The 18,490-nt window shown below is 56.8% G+C and carries 18 protein-coding genes; 10 read left to right on the forward strand and 8 right to left on the reverse strand.

The genetic code is table 11. From position 1 onward, the window contains the following. Positions 1-12: 12 nt before the first annotated feature. A complete protein-coding gene (gene tsaB, locus EDF73_RS00435; protein ID WP_132724646.1) occupies positions 13-708 on the reverse strand; it encodes a tRNA (adenosine(37)-N6)-threonylcarbamoyltransferase complex dimerization subunit type 1 TsaB in 696 nt (231 codons plus the stop codon). Positions 709-775: 67 nt separating this feature from the next. Further along, positions 776-2,686, reverse strand: a complete 1,911-nt coding sequence (locus tag EDF73_RS00440; RefSeq protein WP_132724648.1) for an ATP-dependent DNA helicase — start codon at positions 2,684-2,686, stop codon at positions 776-778. Positions 2,687-2,817: 131 nt separating this feature from the next. Here EDF73_RS00440 and EDF73_RS00445 point away from each other — a divergent pair, with 131 nt between their 5' ends. Beyond that, complete coding sequence (locus EDF73_RS00445) at positions 2,818-3,162, forward strand: RidA family protein (RefSeq protein ID WP_132724650.1); 345 nt, start codon at positions 2,818-2,820, stop codon at positions 3,160-3,162. On the opposite strand, the gene EDF73_RS00450 is transcribed toward EDF73_RS00445, so the two are convergent. Then, positions 3,163-3,348, reverse strand: a complete 186-nt coding sequence (locus EDF73_RS00450) for a YoaH family protein (protein WP_132724652.1) — start codon at positions 3,346-3,348, stop codon at positions 3,163-3,165. A gap of 88 nt (positions 3,349-3,436) precedes the next feature. Here EDF73_RS00450 and pabB point away from each other — a divergent pair, with 88 nt between their 5' ends. From pabB to EDF73_RS00470, 4 genes are all read left to right on the forward strand, one after another. Then, positions 3,437-4,792, forward strand: coding sequence for an aminodeoxychorismate synthase component 1 (pabB, locus tag EDF73_RS00455; RefSeq protein ID WP_132724654.1), 1,356 nt, complete (start codon positions 3,437-3,439; stop codon positions 4,790-4,792). 3 nt (positions 4,793-4,795) lie between these two features. After that, positions 4,796-5,374: a CoA pyrophosphatase gene (locus EDF73_RS00460; protein ID WP_132724656.1), complete on the forward strand. Its 579-nt coding sequence runs from the start codon at positions 4,796-4,798 to the stop codon at positions 5,372-5,374. 256 nt (positions 5,375-5,630) lie between these two features. After that, on the forward strand, positions 5,631-6,995 hold the full coding sequence (gene sdaA / locus EDF73_RS00465) for an L-serine ammonia-lyase (RefSeq protein WP_132724658.1): 1,365 nt from the start codon (positions 5,631-5,633) through the stop codon (positions 6,993-6,995). Between the two features lie 132 nt (positions 6,996-7,127). Next, positions 7,128-8,696: an EAL domain-containing protein gene (locus EDF73_RS00470; protein ID WP_132724660.1), complete on the forward strand. Its 1,569-nt coding sequence runs from the start codon at positions 7,128-7,130 to the stop codon at positions 8,694-8,696. 57 nt (positions 8,697-8,753) lie between these two features. Here the strand turns inward: EDF73_RS00470 and yoaE are convergent, their stop codons facing one another. Beyond that, positions 8,754-10,313, reverse strand: coding sequence for a CNNM family cation transport protein YoaE (gene yoaE / locus EDF73_RS00475; RefSeq protein ID WP_132724662.1), 1,560 nt, complete (start codon positions 10,311-10,313; stop codon positions 8,754-8,756). 447 nt (positions 10,314-10,760) lie between these two features. On the opposite strand from yoaE, the gene manX reads away from it, so the two are divergent. The 5 genes from manX (at position 10,761) to mntP (ending at position 14,954) form a co-directional block, all read left to right on the forward strand. Next, positions 10,761-11,732, forward strand: a complete 972-nt coding sequence (gene manX / locus EDF73_RS00480) for a PTS mannose transporter subunit IIAB (protein ID WP_132724664.1) — start codon at positions 10,761-10,763, stop codon at positions 11,730-11,732. A 55-nt stretch (positions 11,733-11,787) separates the two neighbouring features. Further along, positions 11,788-12,588, forward strand: coding sequence for a PTS mannose/fructose/sorbose transporter subunit IIC (locus tag EDF73_RS00485; RefSeq protein ID WP_132724666.1), 801 nt, complete (start codon positions 11,788-11,790; stop codon positions 12,586-12,588). Positions 12,589-12,600: 12 nt separating this feature from the next. Next, entirely contained in the window at positions 12,601-13,452 is an 852-nt protein-coding gene (locus EDF73_RS00490) for a PTS mannose transporter subunit IID (RefSeq protein WP_132724668.1), read from the forward strand. Positions 13,453-13,507: 55 nt separating this feature from the next. Further along, on the forward strand, positions 13,508-13,966 hold the full coding sequence (locus EDF73_RS00495; protein WP_132726213.1) for a DUF986 family protein: 459 nt from the start codon (positions 13,508-13,510) through the stop codon (positions 13,964-13,966). Positions 13,967-14,387: 421 nt separating this feature from the next. Then, positions 14,388-14,954: a manganese efflux pump MntP gene (mntP, locus tag EDF73_RS00500; RefSeq protein ID WP_132724670.1), complete on the forward strand. Its 567-nt coding sequence runs from the start codon at positions 14,388-14,390 to the stop codon at positions 14,952-14,954. 3 nt (positions 14,955-14,957) lie between these two features. Here mntP and rlmA read toward each other — a convergent pair whose 3' ends face one another. From rlmA to EDF73_RS00520, 4 genes are all read right to left on the reverse strand, one after another. Further along, a complete protein-coding gene (gene rlmA / locus EDF73_RS00505) occupies positions 14,958-15,752 on the reverse strand; it encodes a 23S rRNA (guanine(745)-N(1))-methyltransferase (protein WP_132724672.1) in 795 nt (264 codons plus the stop codon). Positions 15,753-15,813: 61 nt separating this feature from the next. Continuing rightward, positions 15,814-17,559: a peptidoglycan glycosyltransferase FtsI gene (gene ftsI / locus EDF73_RS00510; protein ID WP_132724674.1), complete on the reverse strand. Its 1,746-nt coding sequence runs from the start codon at positions 17,557-17,559 to the stop codon at positions 15,814-15,816. A gap of 191 nt (positions 17,560-17,750) precedes the next feature. After that, positions 17,751-17,960, reverse strand: coding sequence for a transcription antiterminator/RNA stability regulator CspE (gene cspE, locus EDF73_RS00515; RefSeq protein WP_001062678.1), 210 nt, complete (start codon positions 17,958-17,960; stop codon positions 17,751-17,753). A gap of 40 nt (positions 17,961-18,000) precedes the next feature. Next, a complete protein-coding gene (locus EDF73_RS00520) occupies positions 18,001-18,117 on the reverse strand; it encodes a DUF2627 domain-containing protein (protein ID WP_049267871.1) in 117 nt (38 codons plus the stop codon). Positions 18,118-18,490: the final 373 nt, after the last annotated feature.

The following is an 18,490-nucleotide window of genomic DNA, read 5'->3' on the forward strand; positions in this document are numbered from 1 at the left end:
GCTTACTGAGATTCATTCCCGGCCGGGAAGTTTCTTCCATGCCACTTCGTTTCGCAAATAAACCGGTTCGGCTTTCTCCACGGCGACGGTTTGTCCGGCAGCGAGCAGATAGCAGGCCAGCGGCAGCATATCCTCCGCCTCGGGCAGCGTCATTTCGCCGTCGGTTAATACCAGTGGCGCGTTTTTCGCCAGATCGGGCCAGGCTTGCCAGCCGGTGCCCACGGTCGCCCACTGGCCTGCCAGCTGCTGCAAGCGTTCGCTCACCGCTTCCGGCTTCAGCACCGCCTCGCTCTCCTCACCGTGCCAGACCCCCTGCTCATCACGCTGGTATTCCGCCCAGTAGACTTCCCCCATGCGAGCATCAATAGCGGCCAGCACGCGGGTCGCTCCGGTTTTACGCCATGCGCCCTGCGCCATGGTGGCCAGGGTCGACACGCCGATCATCGGCAGTTCCGCCCCCAGCGCCAGCCCCTGGGCAATGCCGATACCGATGCGCACGCCGGTAAAACTGCCCGGCCCGCGGCCAAACGCCAGCGCATCGAGGTCAGTGAGTCGCAGATGACTTTCCGTCAGGACATCCTGCACCAGAGGCAGAATACGTTGCGTGTGTTCGCGGGGACAAATTTCGAAATGAGCACAAAGGGTGCCATCATTCCACAGCGCCGCGGAGCAGGCCTCCGTGGCGGTATCGATAGCCAAAATTCGCATGGGTTGTCGCGCTCTCGCTCTAGCAGATTGACAAAATGGCGCGCAGCTTACCACATTTTGCGACAGATTACCTCGCCGGCGGCACGGCGAGGAAGCGCACCGCCCGGCGAATATCGCGGGTTCGCGGCGCCGGCGGCAGGCTCGCGAGGAACACCGCGCCATACGGGCGCATCACCAGACGGTTGTCGCAAATCACCAGCACCCCGCGGTCGTCGATATCACGAATCAAGCGCCCTACCCCTTGCTTGAGGGTAATGACCGCATCCGGCAGCTGAACTTCAGCAAAAGGATCGCCGCCGCGCAGGCGACAATCTTCCATCCGCGCTTTCAGCAGCGGATCGTCCGGCGAGGTAAACGGCAGCTTGTCGATAATCACCAGCGAAAGCGCATCGCCGCGCACGTCTACCCCTTCCCAGAAGCTGCTGGTGGCCACCAGCAGGGCGTTACCGGCGCTGACAAACTGCTGCAGCAGCTGCCCCTTGCTGGTTTCTCCCTGCAGCAGCACCGGTAGCGTCATGGTGGCGCGGAACTGCTCGGCCAGATCGCGCATCATCGCGTGCGAGGTACAGAGCATGAAGCAGCGACCGTCGTTGGCCTCAATCAGCGGTTTGAGCATCGCCGCCAGGTGCCGCGCGCCGCCGGGCTGATTGGGCAACGGGAGATTGCGCGGCACGCAGAGCAGCGTCTGGCGGGCGTAGTCAAATGGGCTCGGCAGCAGCAGCGACTCCGCCTCTTCAATACCGAGGCGCGCGGTGAAGTGGTGCAGATCGTCGTTAACCGACAGCGTCGCCGAGGTAAAAATCCAGCTGCCCGCTTTTTGCGCCATTACCTCTTTAAACTTTTCCGCGACGGTTAGCGGGGTGAGCGCCAGGGTAAAGTGGCGGGAAGTACATTCGTACCAGTAGCTAAAGCCCGGCTGGTTAATCTCCTTCAGCCGTTTCAGGCGCGCGCGATACACCGTGGCGCGCTCGAAAGCGGCATCCAGCAGCGCCGAGCGGCCAAGGGAGAGTTTCGCCACGTCGTAGCATAGCTCCAGGGCATCATCGAGCAGCAACAGCGCACGCTGAATATTGCTATCCGCCAGCAGGTCACGAAGATTGCCGCGATAGCCGGGTTCGCCGAGCTGCAAACGGAAATCCTGCGCGCTCTGCGCCAGGCGGTCGGCGCACTTTTGCAACTGCTGAGTATCTTTTAGCTCGGTGCGGTAGGCGATGGTGATGTCCTTCGCCAGGTCCTGCAGCTGGCGGCTGGAGAGCGACTGGCCGAAATACTGGCTGGCAATATCCGGGAGCTGATGCGCTTCATCGAAGATCATTACCTCCGCCTCCGGGATAAGCTCGGCGAAGCCGCTCTCTTTAACCACCATGTCGGCGAGGAACAGGTGATGGTTCACCACCACCACATCGGCATCCATCGCCTTTTTACGCGCTTTAACGACGAAACAGTCTTTATACAGCGGGCAGTCGCTACCCAGACAGTTATCGTTGGTGCTGGTGACCAGCGGCCAGGCCTGAGAGTCTTCGGCGACGCTGACGCAGGTGCTGATATCGCCATCGACGGTTTGATTCGACCACGAGCGCAGCAGAATCACGTCGCTAAGGGTTTGTACCGGCAGATCGCCGCCGGCCATCGTCTGCTGTTCGAGGCGTTCAAGACACAGGTAGTTGGAGCGCCCTTTCAGCAGCGCCAGTTTACCGGTGAAGTTCAGCGCTTTTGCGACGGTCGGCAGATCGCGGCTGTACAGCTGATCCTGCAGCGCTTTCGATCCGGTGGAGATAATCACCTTTTTATTGGCCCGCAGCGCCGGCGCCAGATAGGCGTAGGTTTTGCCGGTCCCGGTGCCTGCCTCGACCACCAGCGGCCGCGCCGCTTTAATCGCCTGGGCCACCGCCATCGCCATCTGGCGCTGCGGTTCGCGCGGTTTAAATCCCGGAATCGCCCTGGCCAGTTGGCCGTCTGCTGCAAAATCGTCGATCACAATGCCCCCTGGTTATCTGGACAGTGATTATGTCAGGGAGGGCGTCGTTTCACCAGCCCGGGTAGTGACGCGGGCAGAACATTGTGGCAGTCTTGCCGCTGTCTGATGGAATAAAACCGAAGGAAACTAACATGACAATTACGCGTATCGATGCCGAAGCCCGCTGGTCTGATGTGGTGATCCACAACCAGACGATTTACTACACCGGCGTACCAGCAAACCTTGATGCGGACGCCTTTGAGCAAACCGCGAATACCCTGGCGCAGATTGACGCCGTGCTGGAAAAACAGGGTAGCAACAAGTCGCGTATTCTTGATGCCACCATTTTCCTCGCGGACAAAAGCGATTTTGCCGCGATGAACAAAGCCTGGGACGCCTGGGTCGTTGCCGGCCACGCCCCGGTACGCTGCACCGTTCAGGCCGCGTTAATGAAGCCGGAATACAAAGTCGAAATTAAAATTATCGCCGCGGCTTAATTACTCGTCTTCGTCTTCATCTTCAAAGCGCGCGACGATCCGATCTCCGGTATGCGTGGCGCGCAGTTCACTCGCCACCAGCGCAATGGCCTCACCGCTGCTCATCCCGTTAGCCATCAGTTCCTGAATACGTTCTACCGCTTGTTGCTGTTGCTCGTGGCTCAGCGAAGGTAAACCTGCAAACATGACTCACTCCTGCTACATTGTGTGGCGTAATTATTTCATGCCGCCCCCCTTTTACACCAGAGGACGGTAACGATTAGGATCGAGGAAGATGTTGTCCCCCGCTATTATTACCCTGCCATGGCACCCGGATGCTGCCGGGCGTTTCTTTACTCCTTTAAGCACCACGCCGTGGGCGATGCTGTTGCATTCCGGCTTTGCCGACCATCCGCATAACCGTTTTGATATTATCGTCGCTGAGCCACGCGCCACGCTGGTCACCCGCGGCGGGACAACCGCGATTGATGACGGCCAGACGCAAAGCCTTTCCACGGCCGATCCGCTGACGCTGCTGCAGGCGCAGCTGGACCAGTGCGGACTCGCGCCGCAGGCGCATCCCCATCTGCCGTTCCTCGGCGGCGCTCTGGGACTGTTCGGTTACGATCTGGGCCGCCGTTTTGAATCCCTGCCCTCGCAGGCCGCGACGGATATCGCGCTGCCGGATATGGCCGTCGGTATTTATGACTGGGCGCTGATCGTCGATCATCAGCGCCGCGAAGTCTCGTTGCTTAGCTACGGCGATCCTCATGCCCGGCTCCGCTGGCTACAGGCGCAGTCCCCCGCGCCGGTGGTCCCTTTTGCCCTGACGTCGCCCTGGCGTTCAAATATGACCCGCGCGCAGTACGGCGAGAAATTCCGCCAGGTCCAGGCTTACCTGCAGAGCGGCGACTGCTACCAGGTCAACCTGGCGCAGCGTTTTCAGGCCAGCTACCGCGGCGACGAGTGGCAGGCATTTTGCCAGCTAAACCGTGCCAATCGTGCGCCGTTCAGCGCCTTTATTCGCCTGCGGGAAGGCGCCGTGTTGAGCCTGTCCCCCGAGCGCTTCATCCGCCTGGAGCAAGGCGCGATCCAGACCCGGCCGATTAAAGGCACCCTGCCGCGCCTGGCGGATCCGCGGGAAGACGCCCTGCAGGCGGCTAAACTGGCCGGCTCGCCAAAAGACCGGGCGGAGAATTTAATGATCGTCGACTTGATGCGAAATGATATTGGTCGGGTCGCCGAAGCCGGTAGCGTACGGGTTCCGGAGCTGTTTGTGGTGGAACCCTTCCCGGCGGTGCACCATCTGGTGAGTACGATTACCGCCAGACTGCCGGCTCATCTCGATGCCAGCGATCTGCTGCGCGCGGCGTTCCCCGGCGGTTCGATTACCGGCGCCCCCAAAGTGCGAGCGATGCAAATTATTGATGAACTCGAACCTCAGCGACGCAATGCGTGGTGCGGCAGTATCGGCTATATCAGCCGGTGTGGCAATATGGATACCAGCATTACTATTCGCACGCTGACGGCATTTCAGGGGCAACTGTACTGCTCAGCCGGCGGCGGCATCGTAGCGGACAGTGAAGAAGCGGCCGAATATCAGGAAACGTTTGATAAAGTGCATCGTATTTTGCAACAGCTGGAGAGCTAGAACATGGCGGATAGCGGCCTTGAACTGGACGACTTTCTTTCGCGTTTTCAATTATTGCGCCCGCAGCCAACGCGCAACGCGCTGAATCAGCGCCAGGCGGCCGTGCTGGTGCCCATCGTTCGTCGGCCGCAGCCGGGGCTGCTGCTGACCCAGCGCTCGTCGCGGTTACGTAAACACGCCGGCCAGGTCGCCTTCCCGGGCGGCGCCGTCGATGACACCGACGCGACGCTTATCGCCGCCGCATTGCGCGAGGCGCAGGAAGAGGTCGCGATTCTTCCACACGCGGTCGAGATCATCGGCGTCCTGCCGCCGGTGGATAGCGTCACCGGCTTTCAGGTCACCCCGGTGGTCGGCATTATTCCGCCGAATCTCCGCTATCATGCCAGCCAGGACGAAGTGGCGGCGGTCTTTGAAATGCCCCTCGCCGAGGCGCTGCGCCTGGGGCGCTACCACCCGCTGGATATTCATCGGCGCGGCAATTCGCATCGCGTCTGGCTGTCGTGGTATCAGCACTATTTTGTCTGGGGGATGACCGCCGGCATTATTCGCGAGCTGGCCCTGCAAATCGGTATTAAAGCTTAGCTTTTCTCATCACTTCTGATGCGGTCGCCGCGCCGGCCGCGTTCACCGCCTTGCCGGTCGCGTCCCCCCGCGCGGCGGGTCGATACATTAGGGTATATACTCAAAATGAGAAGGCGTTCTCATCATTAGTAATTTCTCCGTTATCCATTAGTTTAATTCATGTGAATAGTTAAGCTGATGGTGCGGTTCCCTCTTACACTATGCGCAGTTATCACATCGTTGCCGCTGCTGCGGTAACCCTGTCAGGAGTATTAGCGTGATTAGTATATTCGACATGTTCAAGGTGGGGATTGGTCCCTCATCTTCCCATACTGTAGGCCCGATGAAGGCCGGTAAACAGTTCGTCGATGACCTGGTCGAAAAGGAATTGCTGAATGAAGTGACCCGCGTGGCGGTGGATGTCTACGGCTCGCTTTCATTAACCGGCAAAGGCCACCATACGGATATCGCCATTATTATGGGACTGGCGGGCTATGAGCCGGCAACGGTCGACATTGACGCGATCCCGGCATTTATCCGCGACGTCGAAAGCCGCGGGCGTCTGCTGCTGGCGCAAGGGCAGCATGAAGTGGATTTCCCGCAGGATGACGGCATGCGTTTTCGGAGCGACAACCTGCCGCTGCACGAAAATGGGATGACGATTCATGCCTGGGCGGGCGACAAAGAGATCTACAGCAAAACGTATTATTCCATCGGCGGCGGTTTTATCGTCGACGAGGAGCATTTCGGCAAAGAAAGCGCCAATGAGCTGAGCGTACCCTACCCGTTCAAATCGGCGCAGGAGATGCTGGCATACTGCAAAGAAACCGGGCTGTCGCTCTCCGGCATGGTGATGCAGAACGAGCTGGCGCTGCACAGCAAGAAAGAGATTGAAGATTATTTTGCTAACGTCTGGCAAACCATGCGCGCCTGTATCGATCGCGGCATCAATACCGAAGGCGTGCTGCCTGGCCCGCTGCGCGTCCCGCGTCGCGCCTCTGCGCTGCGCCGTCTGCTGGTAGCCAGCGACAAGCTGTCCAACGATCCGATGAACGTCGTCGACTGGGTGAATATGTTCGCCCTCGCGGTCAACGAAGAGAACGCCGCCGGCGGGCGCGTCGTGACCGCGCCGACCAACGGCGCCTGCGGTATCGTGCCGGCGGTACTGGCCTACTATGACCACTTTATCGAATCCGTCAGCCCGGACATTTATATTCGTTACTTTCTGGCGTCCGGCGCCGTGGGCGCGCTGTACAAGATGAACGCCTCGATTTCCGGCGCGGAAGTCGGCTGTCAGGGCGAAGTCGGCGTGGCCTGTTCGATGGCGGCCGCGGGGCTGGCTGAACTCCTTGGCGCCAGCCCGGAGCAGGTGTGCGTCGCTGCGGAAATCGGTATGGAACACAATCTTGGCCTCACCTGCGACCCGGTCGCCGGCCAGGTGCAGGTTCCGTGCATCGAACGTAACGCAATTGCCTCCGTGAAGGCAATCAACGCCGCGCGTATGGCCATGCGCCGGACCAGCGAACCGCGCGTCTCGCTCGATAAAGTCATCGAAACGATGTATGAAACCGGTAAAGATATGAACGCCAAGTATCGCGAAACCTCCCGCGGCGGCCTGGCTATCAAAGTCCAGTGTGACTAAACGCTCTCTCGTAAAATGCGCCCGGGCCGGGCGCATTTTTCTTTTTTTCTTCGCTATTTATTTACCCCCCCTACCTTTGCGCTATGACGGTTGTTATCCTTAACAGAACTTAGAGTCGACAGGGTGTCGCGCATGCAAAATGCACAAAAGGTTATTACGACATACCGCCGTAAACGTATTGCCGTTTGTTTGATTGTCGCACTCCTGACGCTCACAACGACGCTGGTCTTCCGATTTATTTCACAGCGCAGCCTAAATCAGCAACGCGTGCAGATAACCACCGGTCAGATGGTGGCGGCGATGGACGAAATTTTGCGCCCGCTGGCGGCTCAGCGCCTGTCGCTGCAGCAGCTGGTGGGGCAACCCTGCCGCGACGTGCAGCTGCCTCTGCGCAAGCTGGCGGCCTCGCTGCAAACGGTGCGGACAATCGCGCTGGTGAAATCCAATATCCTGTACTGCTCCAGTATCTATGGCGAGCGTAACATCCCCATTCATCAACGTCAGCCCATGCTCCCCGCCAGCCACCCGCTGCTGGCCTATGCCACCGACGGCTCGCTGCTGGTGGGTTCTCCGGTGTTAATTCAATGGTTCCCGGCCTCTTTGAGCGGCGCTGACGGCGTGCTGATGATGATTAACATCGAGCTGCTGGGGGAGTTAATTCTCAACGCAAAATCACCATTAATTACCGGTATTGGTCTGCGTGTCGGCAGCAGGAGTTTTATCAACGGTGCCGGCGTGGTCGAGCACGACGCCGGGCCGGGGGAGCAGATTATTTACAGCCAGAGCTCAACGCAGTTTCCGTTTACCATTAACGTCAGCGGTCCCGGCGCCTCGGCTATCGCCCTCAATGAACTCCCCGGCGTTCTGCCGCTGGCGCTGATCCTGAGCCTGATGATGACCGGTATCGCCTGGCTGATGACCGCCGGCAGAATGAGTTTTTCCCGCGAAATCAGCCTCGGTATCGCCGCACGCGAATTCGAGCTATGGTGCCAGCCGCTGGAGAATCTGCGTACGCAACAATGCTGCGGCGTTGAGATCTTGCTGCGCTGGAATAATCCGCGTCGGGGAAATATCTCTCCGGAGGTCTTCATTCCTATCGCGGAAGGTTACAACCTGATCGTTCCGCTCACCCGCTACGTGATTGCGGAAACCGCGCGCCGGCTAGCCCTGTTCCCTGAGAATAAAGATTTTCATATTTCGATCAACGTCGCCGCTCGCCATTTCGCCAATGGCGAACTGCTGCGCGATCTGCATCACTACTGGTTTAGCGCCCACCCGATACAGCAGCTGGTGGTTGAACTTACCGAACGCGACGTGCTGCAGGATGGCGATCGGCATATGGCGGAGCATCTGCATTTTAAAGGCGTCCAGCTGGCGATCGATGACTTCGGCACCGGCAACAGCTCCCTGTCGTGGCTGGAAAAACTGCGTCCTGACGTGCTGAAAATTGATAAGTCTTTCACCAGCGCCATCGGCGTTGACAGCGTCAATGCGAAGGTGACGGATATGATTATCGCGCTTGCGCACCGCTTGAAAATTGTGACGATCGCTGAGGGGGTTGAGACAGAGGAGCAGGCGGAGTATCTGCGGCGCCACGGGGTCGATATCCTGCAGGGGTTCCGCTACGCCAGGCCCATGCCGATAGCGCAATTTCCACAGTGGCTGGCGGCCTCGCAGACGCGCCCGGCGGTGGATAATTAACCGGCCAGCCTCCGGGAGAGGCGGCTGGCCGACCGGCACACTACGTTTGTTTGCCGGTTACTCTTCTTCGTGGCTATCGGGCTGAGTCTTCACAACCCGCACCAGATCGACACGATAGTCGTTCGCTTCAAGGACCGTAAACTGCAGTGGCGCCCGCTCCACTACATCACCGGTACGCGGGATATGGCCATTTACGGCAATCACCAGCCCGGCAACCGTGGCGATGTCTTCATCTTCATTGACGATGTCATCCAGGCCCACCGCCTGCTGTAAGGCGTGCAGGTCGGTTGAACCTTTGATCAACCAGCCGTCGCCGTCAGCGACAATTTCTGGCGTTTCATCAGCATCCGGGAATTCACCGGCAATGGCTTCCAGAACATCCAGCGGCGTCACCAGCCCCTGCACCACGCCAAACTCGTTGGTCACGATGACGAAGCTTCCGCGCGCGCGACGCAGCACGCCCAGCAGGTTGATCGGATCCAGCGTTTCCGGCACCACGATCGCCGGAGAGGCAGAAGCTAACGCCGCGACGTTCTCACCGCCCTCCAGCGCCACCAGCATCTCCTTCGCCCGCACGATGCCAATGATTTCATCCAGCTCGCCCCGGCACACCGGGAACAGGCTGTGCGGCGAGGAGAGCAGCTGGCGACGAATTTCTTCTTCGCTTTGCTCCGCATCCACCCAGCTGATTTCACCGCGCGGGGTCATAATGCTGCGCAATGAGCGCTGCGCCAGCGTCAGAACGCCGTTAATCATATAGCGCTCTTCTTCGGCAAACGCCCCTTCCGGCACCGGCACCGGCGCCGGGCTGTCGCCATCATGGCTGACGGCGTGTTGCTTACGCCCACCCATCAGACGCAGGATCGCATCCGCCGTACGCGCGCGCAGCGGCAGCGTCGACTGGTGGCGAATAAAGTTACGTCGCGCCACCTGGTTGAAGAACTCAATGGTGATCGAGAAGCCAATCGCCGCGTACAGATACCCTTTCGGAATATGGAAACCGAAACCTTCAGCCACCAGGCTCAGGCCGATCATCAGCAGGAAGCTCAGACACAGCACCACCACCGTCGGATGCTGGTTGACGAAGCGGGTTAACGGCTTCGAGGCCAGCAGCATCATCATCATCGCAATGACCACCGCGGCCATCATCACCGGCAGATGATTCACCATCCCGACGGCGGTAATCACCGCATCCAGCGAGAAGACGGCGTCAAGCACCACGATTTGCAGCACCACGACCCAGAAACTGGCATAACCTTTGCCGTGGCCGGCATCATGCTGGCGGTTTTCCAGCCGTTCATGCAGCTCAGTGGTCGCCTTAAACAGCAAGAATATCCCCCCGAGCAGCATGATGAGGTCGCGCCCGGAAAAAGAGAGATCCGCAATGCTGAACAGCGGTTTGGTCAACGTCACCATCCACGAAATGACCGACAGCAGCCCCAGACGCATGACCAGCGCCAGCGACAGACCGATCAGACGCGCTTTATCACGTTGTTTCGGCGGCAGTTTATCCGCAAGGATGGCAATAAAGACCAGGTTGTCGATACCGAGCACGATCTCGAGGACGACCAGCGTCAACAAACCGATCCAGATCGAGGGATCCATTAAGAATTCCATGAGTTGCTCCAGTTAACGACCGACGGAGTCATCGCGATGTCATCCACGGCAGAGACAATCGTAGCGGGTAAAAAAGCGTAGCAGGTAGCGGCGGCAGAAAAGTGCCTGAAGGTGAAAAGACGTCGATGAGGGTCCATACAGCGGGCTATGCCCTATACTCCTGAGTAATTAAACGGAAGCTAAACATAGCAAAAAATGGAGGAAGATTGGAAAAAATTTTACCAGTCTTTGCAATAGGTAAGCCTATTTTTTGCGCTGCGAATTTATTGCTTGCAGATGCGTGATTAACGGATCTTCATCACATTAATTATTTTTTCACTATCTAAAATAATTCACGGTAGTAATTATTTTAGAACCTACACCCTCACTGAATCGATTTTGTCCGCAAGAATGATTCAGGATGTATCACAACAGATGATGCATTCACGATAATAAAGGAGGTAGCAAGTGACGATTGCTATTGTAATAGGCACACATGGTTGGGCTGCAGAACAACTGCTGAAAACCGCAGAAATGCTGTTGGGCGAGCAGGAAAACGTTGGCTGGATCGATTTCGTCCCTGGTGAAAACGCAGAAACGCTGATCGAAAAGTACAACGCACAGCTGGCAAAGCTGGATACAGCAAAAGGGGTGTTGTTTCTCGTCGATACATGGGGAGGCAGCCCGTTCAACGCTGCCAGCCGCATTGTCGTCGATAAAGAACATTACGAAGTGATTGCCGGCGTCAACATTCCGATGCTGGTTGAAACGCTGATGGCGCGCGACGACGATCCGTCGTTCGACGAGCTGGTGGCCCTGGCGGTAGAAACCGGTCGTGAAGGCGTGAAGGCGCTGAAAGCGAAAGCGGTGGAGAAAGCGGCCCCTGCTCCGGTTCAGGCTGCGGCGCCTAAAGCGGCAACGCCGGTGAAACCAATGGGGCCAAACGACTATATGGTGATCGGCCTGGCGCGCATCGACGACCGTCTGATTCACGGTCAGGTTGCTACCCGCTGGACCAAAGAAACCAACGTCACCCGCATTATCGTCGTGAGCGATGAAGTGGCGGCGGATACCGTACGCAAAACGTTATTGACACAGGTTGCTCCTCCGGGCGTCACGGCCCACGTTGTCGATGTGGCAAAAATGATCCGCGTCTACAACAACCCGAAATACGCAGGCGAGCGCGTCATGCTGCTGTTTACTAACCCTACCGACGTGGAACGTGTCGTTGAAGGCGGCGTGAAAATCACGACCGTCAACATCGGCGGGATGGCTTTCCGTCAGGGTAAAACGCAGGTGAACAACGCCGTTTCGGTCGATGAAAAAGATATTGAAGCATTTAAGAAACTGAATGCTCGCGGTATTGAACTGGAAGTCCGTAAAGTTTCCACCGACCAGAAACTGAAAATGATGGACCTGATCGGCAAGGTGAGCAAATAGCCCTGCGGGTCGGCCCCAATTTTCAACTTAAGACTTAATCAACAGGAGAAGTACAATGGAGATTACCCTTCTTCAGATTGTGCTGGTGTTCATCGTCGCGTGTATTGCGGGTATGGAGTCGGTACTTGATGAATTTCAGTTCCACCGTCCTCTGGTGGCCTGTACCTTAATCGGTATCGTTCTGGGCGACATGCAGAAAGGTATCATCATCGGCGGTACGCTGGAGATGATCGCCCTGGGCTGGATGAACATCGGCGCGGCCGTTGCACCGGATGCCGCGCTGGCGTCCATTATATCCACCGTTCTGGTTATCGCCGGCGGTCAAAGCATCGGCGCCGGTATCGCCCTGGCTATCCCGCTGGCGGCAGCAGGCCAGGTACTGACCATCATCGTGCGTACTATCACCGTGGCCTTCCAGCACGCGGCGGATAAAGCGGCGGAAAATGGCAACCTGACGGCCATCTCGTGGATCCACGTTTCGTCGCTGTTCCTGCAGGCAATGCGTATCGCCATCCCGGCCGTTATCGTGGCTATCTCCGTCGGGACCAGCGAAGTTCAGGGCATGCTGAACGCTATTCCGGAAGTGGTGACCAGCGGTCTGAACATCGCCGGCGGCATGATTGTAGTGGTCGGTTATGCGATGGTCATCAACATGATGCGCGCAGGCTACCTGATGCCATTCTTCTACCTCGGCTTTGTTACCGCGGCGTTCACTAACTTCAACCTGGTTGCTCTGGGTGTGATTGGCGCAGTTATGGCTATCCTCTACATTCAGCTGAGCCCGAAATATAACCGCGTAGCGGGTGCGCCAGCTCAGGCTGCTGGTAATAACGATCTCGATAACGAACTGGACTAACAGGTGAGCGAAATGGTTGATATGACTAAAAATACCACCGAGAAAAAACTCACTCCGAGTGACATTCGTGGCGTGTTCATTCGTTCTAACCTGTTCCAGGGGTCATGGAACTTCGAACGTATGCAGGCGCTGGGCTTCTGCTTCTCTATGGTACCGGCCATTCGTCGCCTGTACCCGGAGAACAACGATGCACGTAAGCAGGCTATTAAGCGTCACCTGGAGTTCTTTAACACCCACCCGTACGTCGCCGCGCCGGTACTTGGCGTTACGCTGGCGATGGAAGAGCAGCGCGCCAACGGCGCAGAGATCGACGATGGCGCCATCAACGGCATCAAAGTCGGTCTGATGGGGCCGCTGGCAGGGGTCGGCGACCCGATCTTCTGGGGTACCGTTCGTCCGGTATTCGCCGCGTTAGGTGCCGGCATCGCGATGAGCGGCAGTCTGCTGGGCCCACTGCTGTTCTTTATCCTGTTCAACGCCGTCCGCCTGCTGACCCGTTACTACGGCGTGGCTTACGGTTACAGCAAGGGTGTGGATATCGTTAAAGATATGGGCGGCGGTTTCCTGCAGAAACTGACCGAGGGGGCGTCAATTCTCGGCCTGTTTGTCATGGGGGCGTTGGTTAACAAGTGGACGCACGTGAACATACCGCTGGTGGTGTCCAAAATCACCGGCGCGGATGGCCAGGTTCACGTCACCACCGTGCAGACCATCCTTGACCAGCTGATGCCGGGCCTGGTGCCTCTGCTGCTGACCTTCGCCTGTATGTGGCTGCTGCGGAAGAAAGTTAACGCCCTGTGGATCATCGTTGGCTTCTTCGTCATCGGTATCGTCGGCTACGCTATCGGCCTGCTGGGCCTGTAATTATCCTGTTGTCCGCCGGGGGCCTGCCCCCGGCTTTTTTTTAACTGGAGGATGGATGACACTCACGGACCTGGTGCTGATTCTGTTTATTGTTGTTTTACTGGCGTTTGCGATTTATGACCAGTTTATTATGCCGCGCCGCAACGGCCCGCTGCTCCTCGCTATCCCCCTGCTCCGCCGCAGCCGCGTCGACGGGATCATCTTCGTCGGCCTGACGGCCATACTGATTTATAACAACATTATCAGTCACGGGGCGCTAATAACCACATGGTTATTATCTGCACTGGCATTAATGGGCCTGTATTTGTTCTGGATAAGAACCCCTAAAATCATCTTCAAAGCGACGGGCTTTTTCTTCGCCAATATCTGGATTGAATATAAGCGAATTAAAGAGATGAATTTATCGGAAGATGGCGTGCTGGTGATGCAATTAGAGCAGCGACGCTTGCTTATTCGTGTACGAAATATCGACGATCTGGAAAAAATTTACAAACTTCTCGTTTCAACTCAGTAAGTTAAAAATATAGCGCAGGCTATATTCCCGCGAATTACGCCAGATGAATACATAGCCATGGCTATATTTCAGCTGGCCATTTCAACGATATTATTTAACGATTTATTGACCTATAAATTCAAATGAAAATCGTTATCATTTGGTTGCCGAAATAAACCAAAGCTGTTATTGTTTTATATTCTAAAAATATGTTAAGGTTGCGCCCGTCGTTGGGGAGTAGCCGATTTCCTGCCTGTCAGGAGATGTACGTGTCAACATACTCGTTGCAAAACGTGGCACGTACGGGTTGAAGAAGATGCTCAATCAGGCGAGACCATAGACACATCACCGCTGTACGCAATCCCCTGTCGTGGGCCGCGTTGCGTATATTTACTGGGGGTAGTGATGTGTCATATGGATTTTCCCCGGTCAGGACGCACTCATGAACATATCCGCGATGATTCTTCTTGCTTTTGGCATGTCCATGGACGCCTTCGCGGCTTCTATCGGTAAAGGCGCTACGCTACACCAACCTAAATTCTCCGAAGCCTTACGCACCGGGCTGATTTTCGGCGCCATCGAAACCCTGACGCCGCTCGTCGGCTGGGGTATGGGGATGCTCGCCAGTCAGTTTGTTCTGGAGTGGAATCACTGGATTGCCTTTGTCCTGCTGGTATTCCTCGGCGGGCGTATGGTGATTGAAGGTTTTCGCGGTACCGATGACGAAGCGTGTGAAGCCCCGCGCCGTCATGGATTCTGGCTGCTGGTCACCACCGCCTTCGCCACCAGCCTCGACGCAATGGCCGTCGGTGTTGGCCTGGCGTTCCTGCAGGTCAATATTATCGCCACCGCGCTGGCCATCGGCTGCGCGACGTTGATTATGTCAACCCTGGGGATTATGGTCGGGCGATTTATTGGCCCGCTGCTGGGCAAACGGGCTGAAATCCTTGGCGGTATCGTCCTGATTGGCATTGGCGGCCAGATTCTGTGGAGTCATTTCGCCGGTTAACGCTCAACCTTCACGCTGCCAGAAATGCACCATAAAGTCGGTCTGGCAGCCAAACGCGGCCTGTGCGCGTAACGTTGCACGCACCGCCGGTTTTGCCCGCCATGCGAAGGGCGTCATCTGCAACAACGCTTCGGCTTCATGCCCGGTCAGCTGCATCGGATAGGCCAGCTGCTGCTGTTGACGCAGCGTAAACCCGGGCATCTCTTCGTTATTTTCCTCATGCAGCCGCACATCAGCATAAATCAGCCCTTTCAGTTCCAGCAGATGCCGCGGTCCCGGCGTGGCGGTGATGACCCAGCCGCCAGGCCTGACGACGCGCGCCAGCTCCTGCGCGTTGCAGGGCGCATAAATCCGAATCACCGCATCGAGGCTGGCGTCATCAAAAGGCAGGCGCTGGCTGGAGGCGACGCAAAAATTCACCTGCGGGTAGCGTTTCGCCGCGGCGCGAATCGCCGCTTTCGACACGTCCAGGCCCCAGCTGTTGGCGGCGATAGCGGCAAATGCATGGCTGTAATACCCTTCTCCGCAGCCGATATCCAGCAGGTCGACGGGGGCTACGCTGGCAAGAAATGCGCTGATGGCATCGCGGAGCGGTTGATAGTGTCCGGCGTCGAGAAACGCCCGCCGCGCCTGCATCATCTCCGCGCTATCGCCCGGATCGCGCGAGCGCTTGAACTGCACCGGCAGTAAATTGACATACCCCTCTTTCGCCAGATCGAACTGGTGCCGCTGCGGGCAAATATAGCTATTATCGCGCCGGGTAAGCGGCGCGTGGCAAAGTGGGCAACTGTATGACATGACAACTCCGGTGTCGCTGAAAGGGCGAAAGTGTAGCGCTATTCGCCCTTTCAGACCACTGTTACAACGCCGGCGGCGCGGCCTCGCCGTTGTGCATCACGATCAGATTTTCCGAGCCCTGCGGCATCCCGTCCGGCATAACGTTCTCCAGGCGTAAAACGTCCCCCATGATCTGGCTGAATACCGGCGCCGAGATTGCCCCGCCGTAGTAGGCCCCGTTACCAGGGTCGTTAATCACCACCACCAGCGCGAACTGTGGATGACTGGCGGGCGCCACGCCTGCGGTATATGCCACGTATTTATCGATATATTTGCCATCCGGACCGATTTTTTTGGCGGTCCCGGTTTTTACCGCAATACGGTAATCACGCACGGCGGCTTTAGTCCCGCCGCCGCCCGGCAGCGCCACGCTCTCCATCATATGTTCCACCTCGTGGACGATCGGCTCAGGCATCACCCGGGTGCCAATCACCGGGGGGTCGATCCGGGTGATTGATAAAGGACGTTCAATGCCAAAACCGCCGATAGTGGCATAGACATGCGCCAGCTGCAGCGGTGTGACCATCAGACCATAACCAAAGGCAAAGGTCGCGCGGTCCAGTTGCCCCCAGTAGCGACGCTGCGGCATCAGCCCCGAGCTCTCGCCGGTCAGCCCCAGTCCGGTCGGGTCGCCAAAACCAAACGCTTTATAGGTATCAATAAGATGCTGCACCGGCATGGCCAGCGACAGATGGGAAACGCCGGTATCACTGGATTTTTGCAGGATACCGGTCAACGTCAGCTCCGGGTAATAGCCGACATCGCGAATGCGGTGTCCATCGAGCACAAAGGGATGGGTATCCACCACGCTATCCGGCTGCACAATCCCCTGCTGGAGCGCCGTCATCACCACCAGCGGCTTGACCGTTGAGCCCGGCTCAAAGATATCGCTGATGGCGCGATTACGAAAATCATCCAGTTTGGCATCATCACGGTTATTGGGGTTAAAATCCGGATAGCTGGCCATCGACAGAATTTCGCCGGTGTCGATCTTAATCAACACCGCCGCGCCCGATTCCGCTTTATTCCAGTTCACGGCGTTATCCAGCGCATCTTCGGTCACCGTCTGCAGCCGTTCATCGATACTCAGCTGAATATTATGTGCCGGAACCGCCGCCTCTTCGGTAATATTCTCAATCACGTGGCCATGGCGGTCTTTGCGCACCAGCCGACGCCCCGGCATTCCGGTGAGCTGAGCATTAAAGCTTTTCTCAATCCCCTCAATACCCTGGTTATCGATATTGGTGAATCCCAGCAGGTTAGCCGCCACGTGCCCCGCGGGATAAAAGCGGCGCGATTCATCACGCAGATTGATCCCCGGCAGGTGCAGTTTGTCGATCCATTCGGCCTGCTCCGGGTTAACCTGACGAGCCAGATAGATAAACCGCATATGAGGATGACTCTCAACGCGTCTGGCCAGATCGCTCAGATTGAGGTGCAGAGCCTCCGCCATCGCCTGCCAGCGCGGGCCATAGCCAACGCCGCCCTTTTGCATAATCGTTTGCGGGTCGGCCCAGATGGCGCTCACCGGCACGCTTACTGCCAGCGGGCGGTTCTCACGGTCGCTGATCGTTCCACGCTGCACATCGATGGGCTCTTCGCGCAATGAACGCATATCTTCTTGTTTAACAAGGTTATCTGGAGAAATTATTTGCAGCCAGGCCACCCGGCCTAACAGTATTCCGAGACAACCGAGAATAGCCACGCACAACAACCCAAAACGCACCGGGGTGAAATGAGCAGCTGACTTACTTTTGTTCTTTTGCACCGTAGCTCCAGCATTATTTTGCAACCATCTGATTTAACAGAAAATCAGCAAAACAAAATGCGAAACAGTGCTAATAAGGATGTTGTTTTGCAACAAAGCGCGACGGCGGGGGAAAAATGGAAATGTTTTGCAATAAAGACTAAAAAGCCCCGCAGAGGCGAGGCTTTTTCTACAAGATGAGTGGTCTTGAATCAGATAGCAGTAACGTTAACTGCTGCCGGACCTTTCTGGCCGTCCTGAATTTCGAACTCAACGTTCTGGCCTTCAGCCAGAGTTTTGAAACCGTTACCCTGGATAGCGGAGAAGTGTACGAACACATCTTTGCTGCCATCAGCCGGAGTAATGAAGCCAAAACCTTTAGACTCGTTGAACCACTTAACTTGACCTTTAATCTTTGCCATTTGCAAAATTCCTTAGACTGTTTTCTTCGCCCGTAGGCGCTTACATAGATAAAACTGACACATTACTGCATGAGGCACTAATATAAGGTTCGGCAGAGAAGCGGTATTCAACGACAACGTGTTTACTCAGGACTTCTTTACTGAAAATGCCACACATAAACAGAACTGTACCTCGTTTAACCCGAAAGGTGTTATCACATACAACGTAAATAATGGCAAGCCATTTTTAAACGTGTCTCGATCCCCCGCACAAATTATAAGGTAATCATTTGATCACCTGCACATTTATGCGTCTTTGCCGCCCTGGGCTACCCTCGCCGTCACGCCCGCCAGACAATATAGTTAGCCTGAACGTTGCAACTTTTTTACCATAGCTCAACAACTTCTGTTCGTCCAGGTACCCGGGCATACGAACGGCCAATTTTCAGGGGTAACCATCCGCGGCTGTGCATAATGATGCGCATAAAAACGCATATCGATAGCTGAAAATGCGCTTGATTTAAGCCGTATAGCGATATAAAGCCGCGATC

It is taken from the genome of Klebsiella sp. BIGb0138 (assembly GCF_004342285.1).
GTDB lineage: Bacteria > Pseudomonadota > Gammaproteobacteria > Enterobacterales > Enterobacteriaceae > Klebsiella.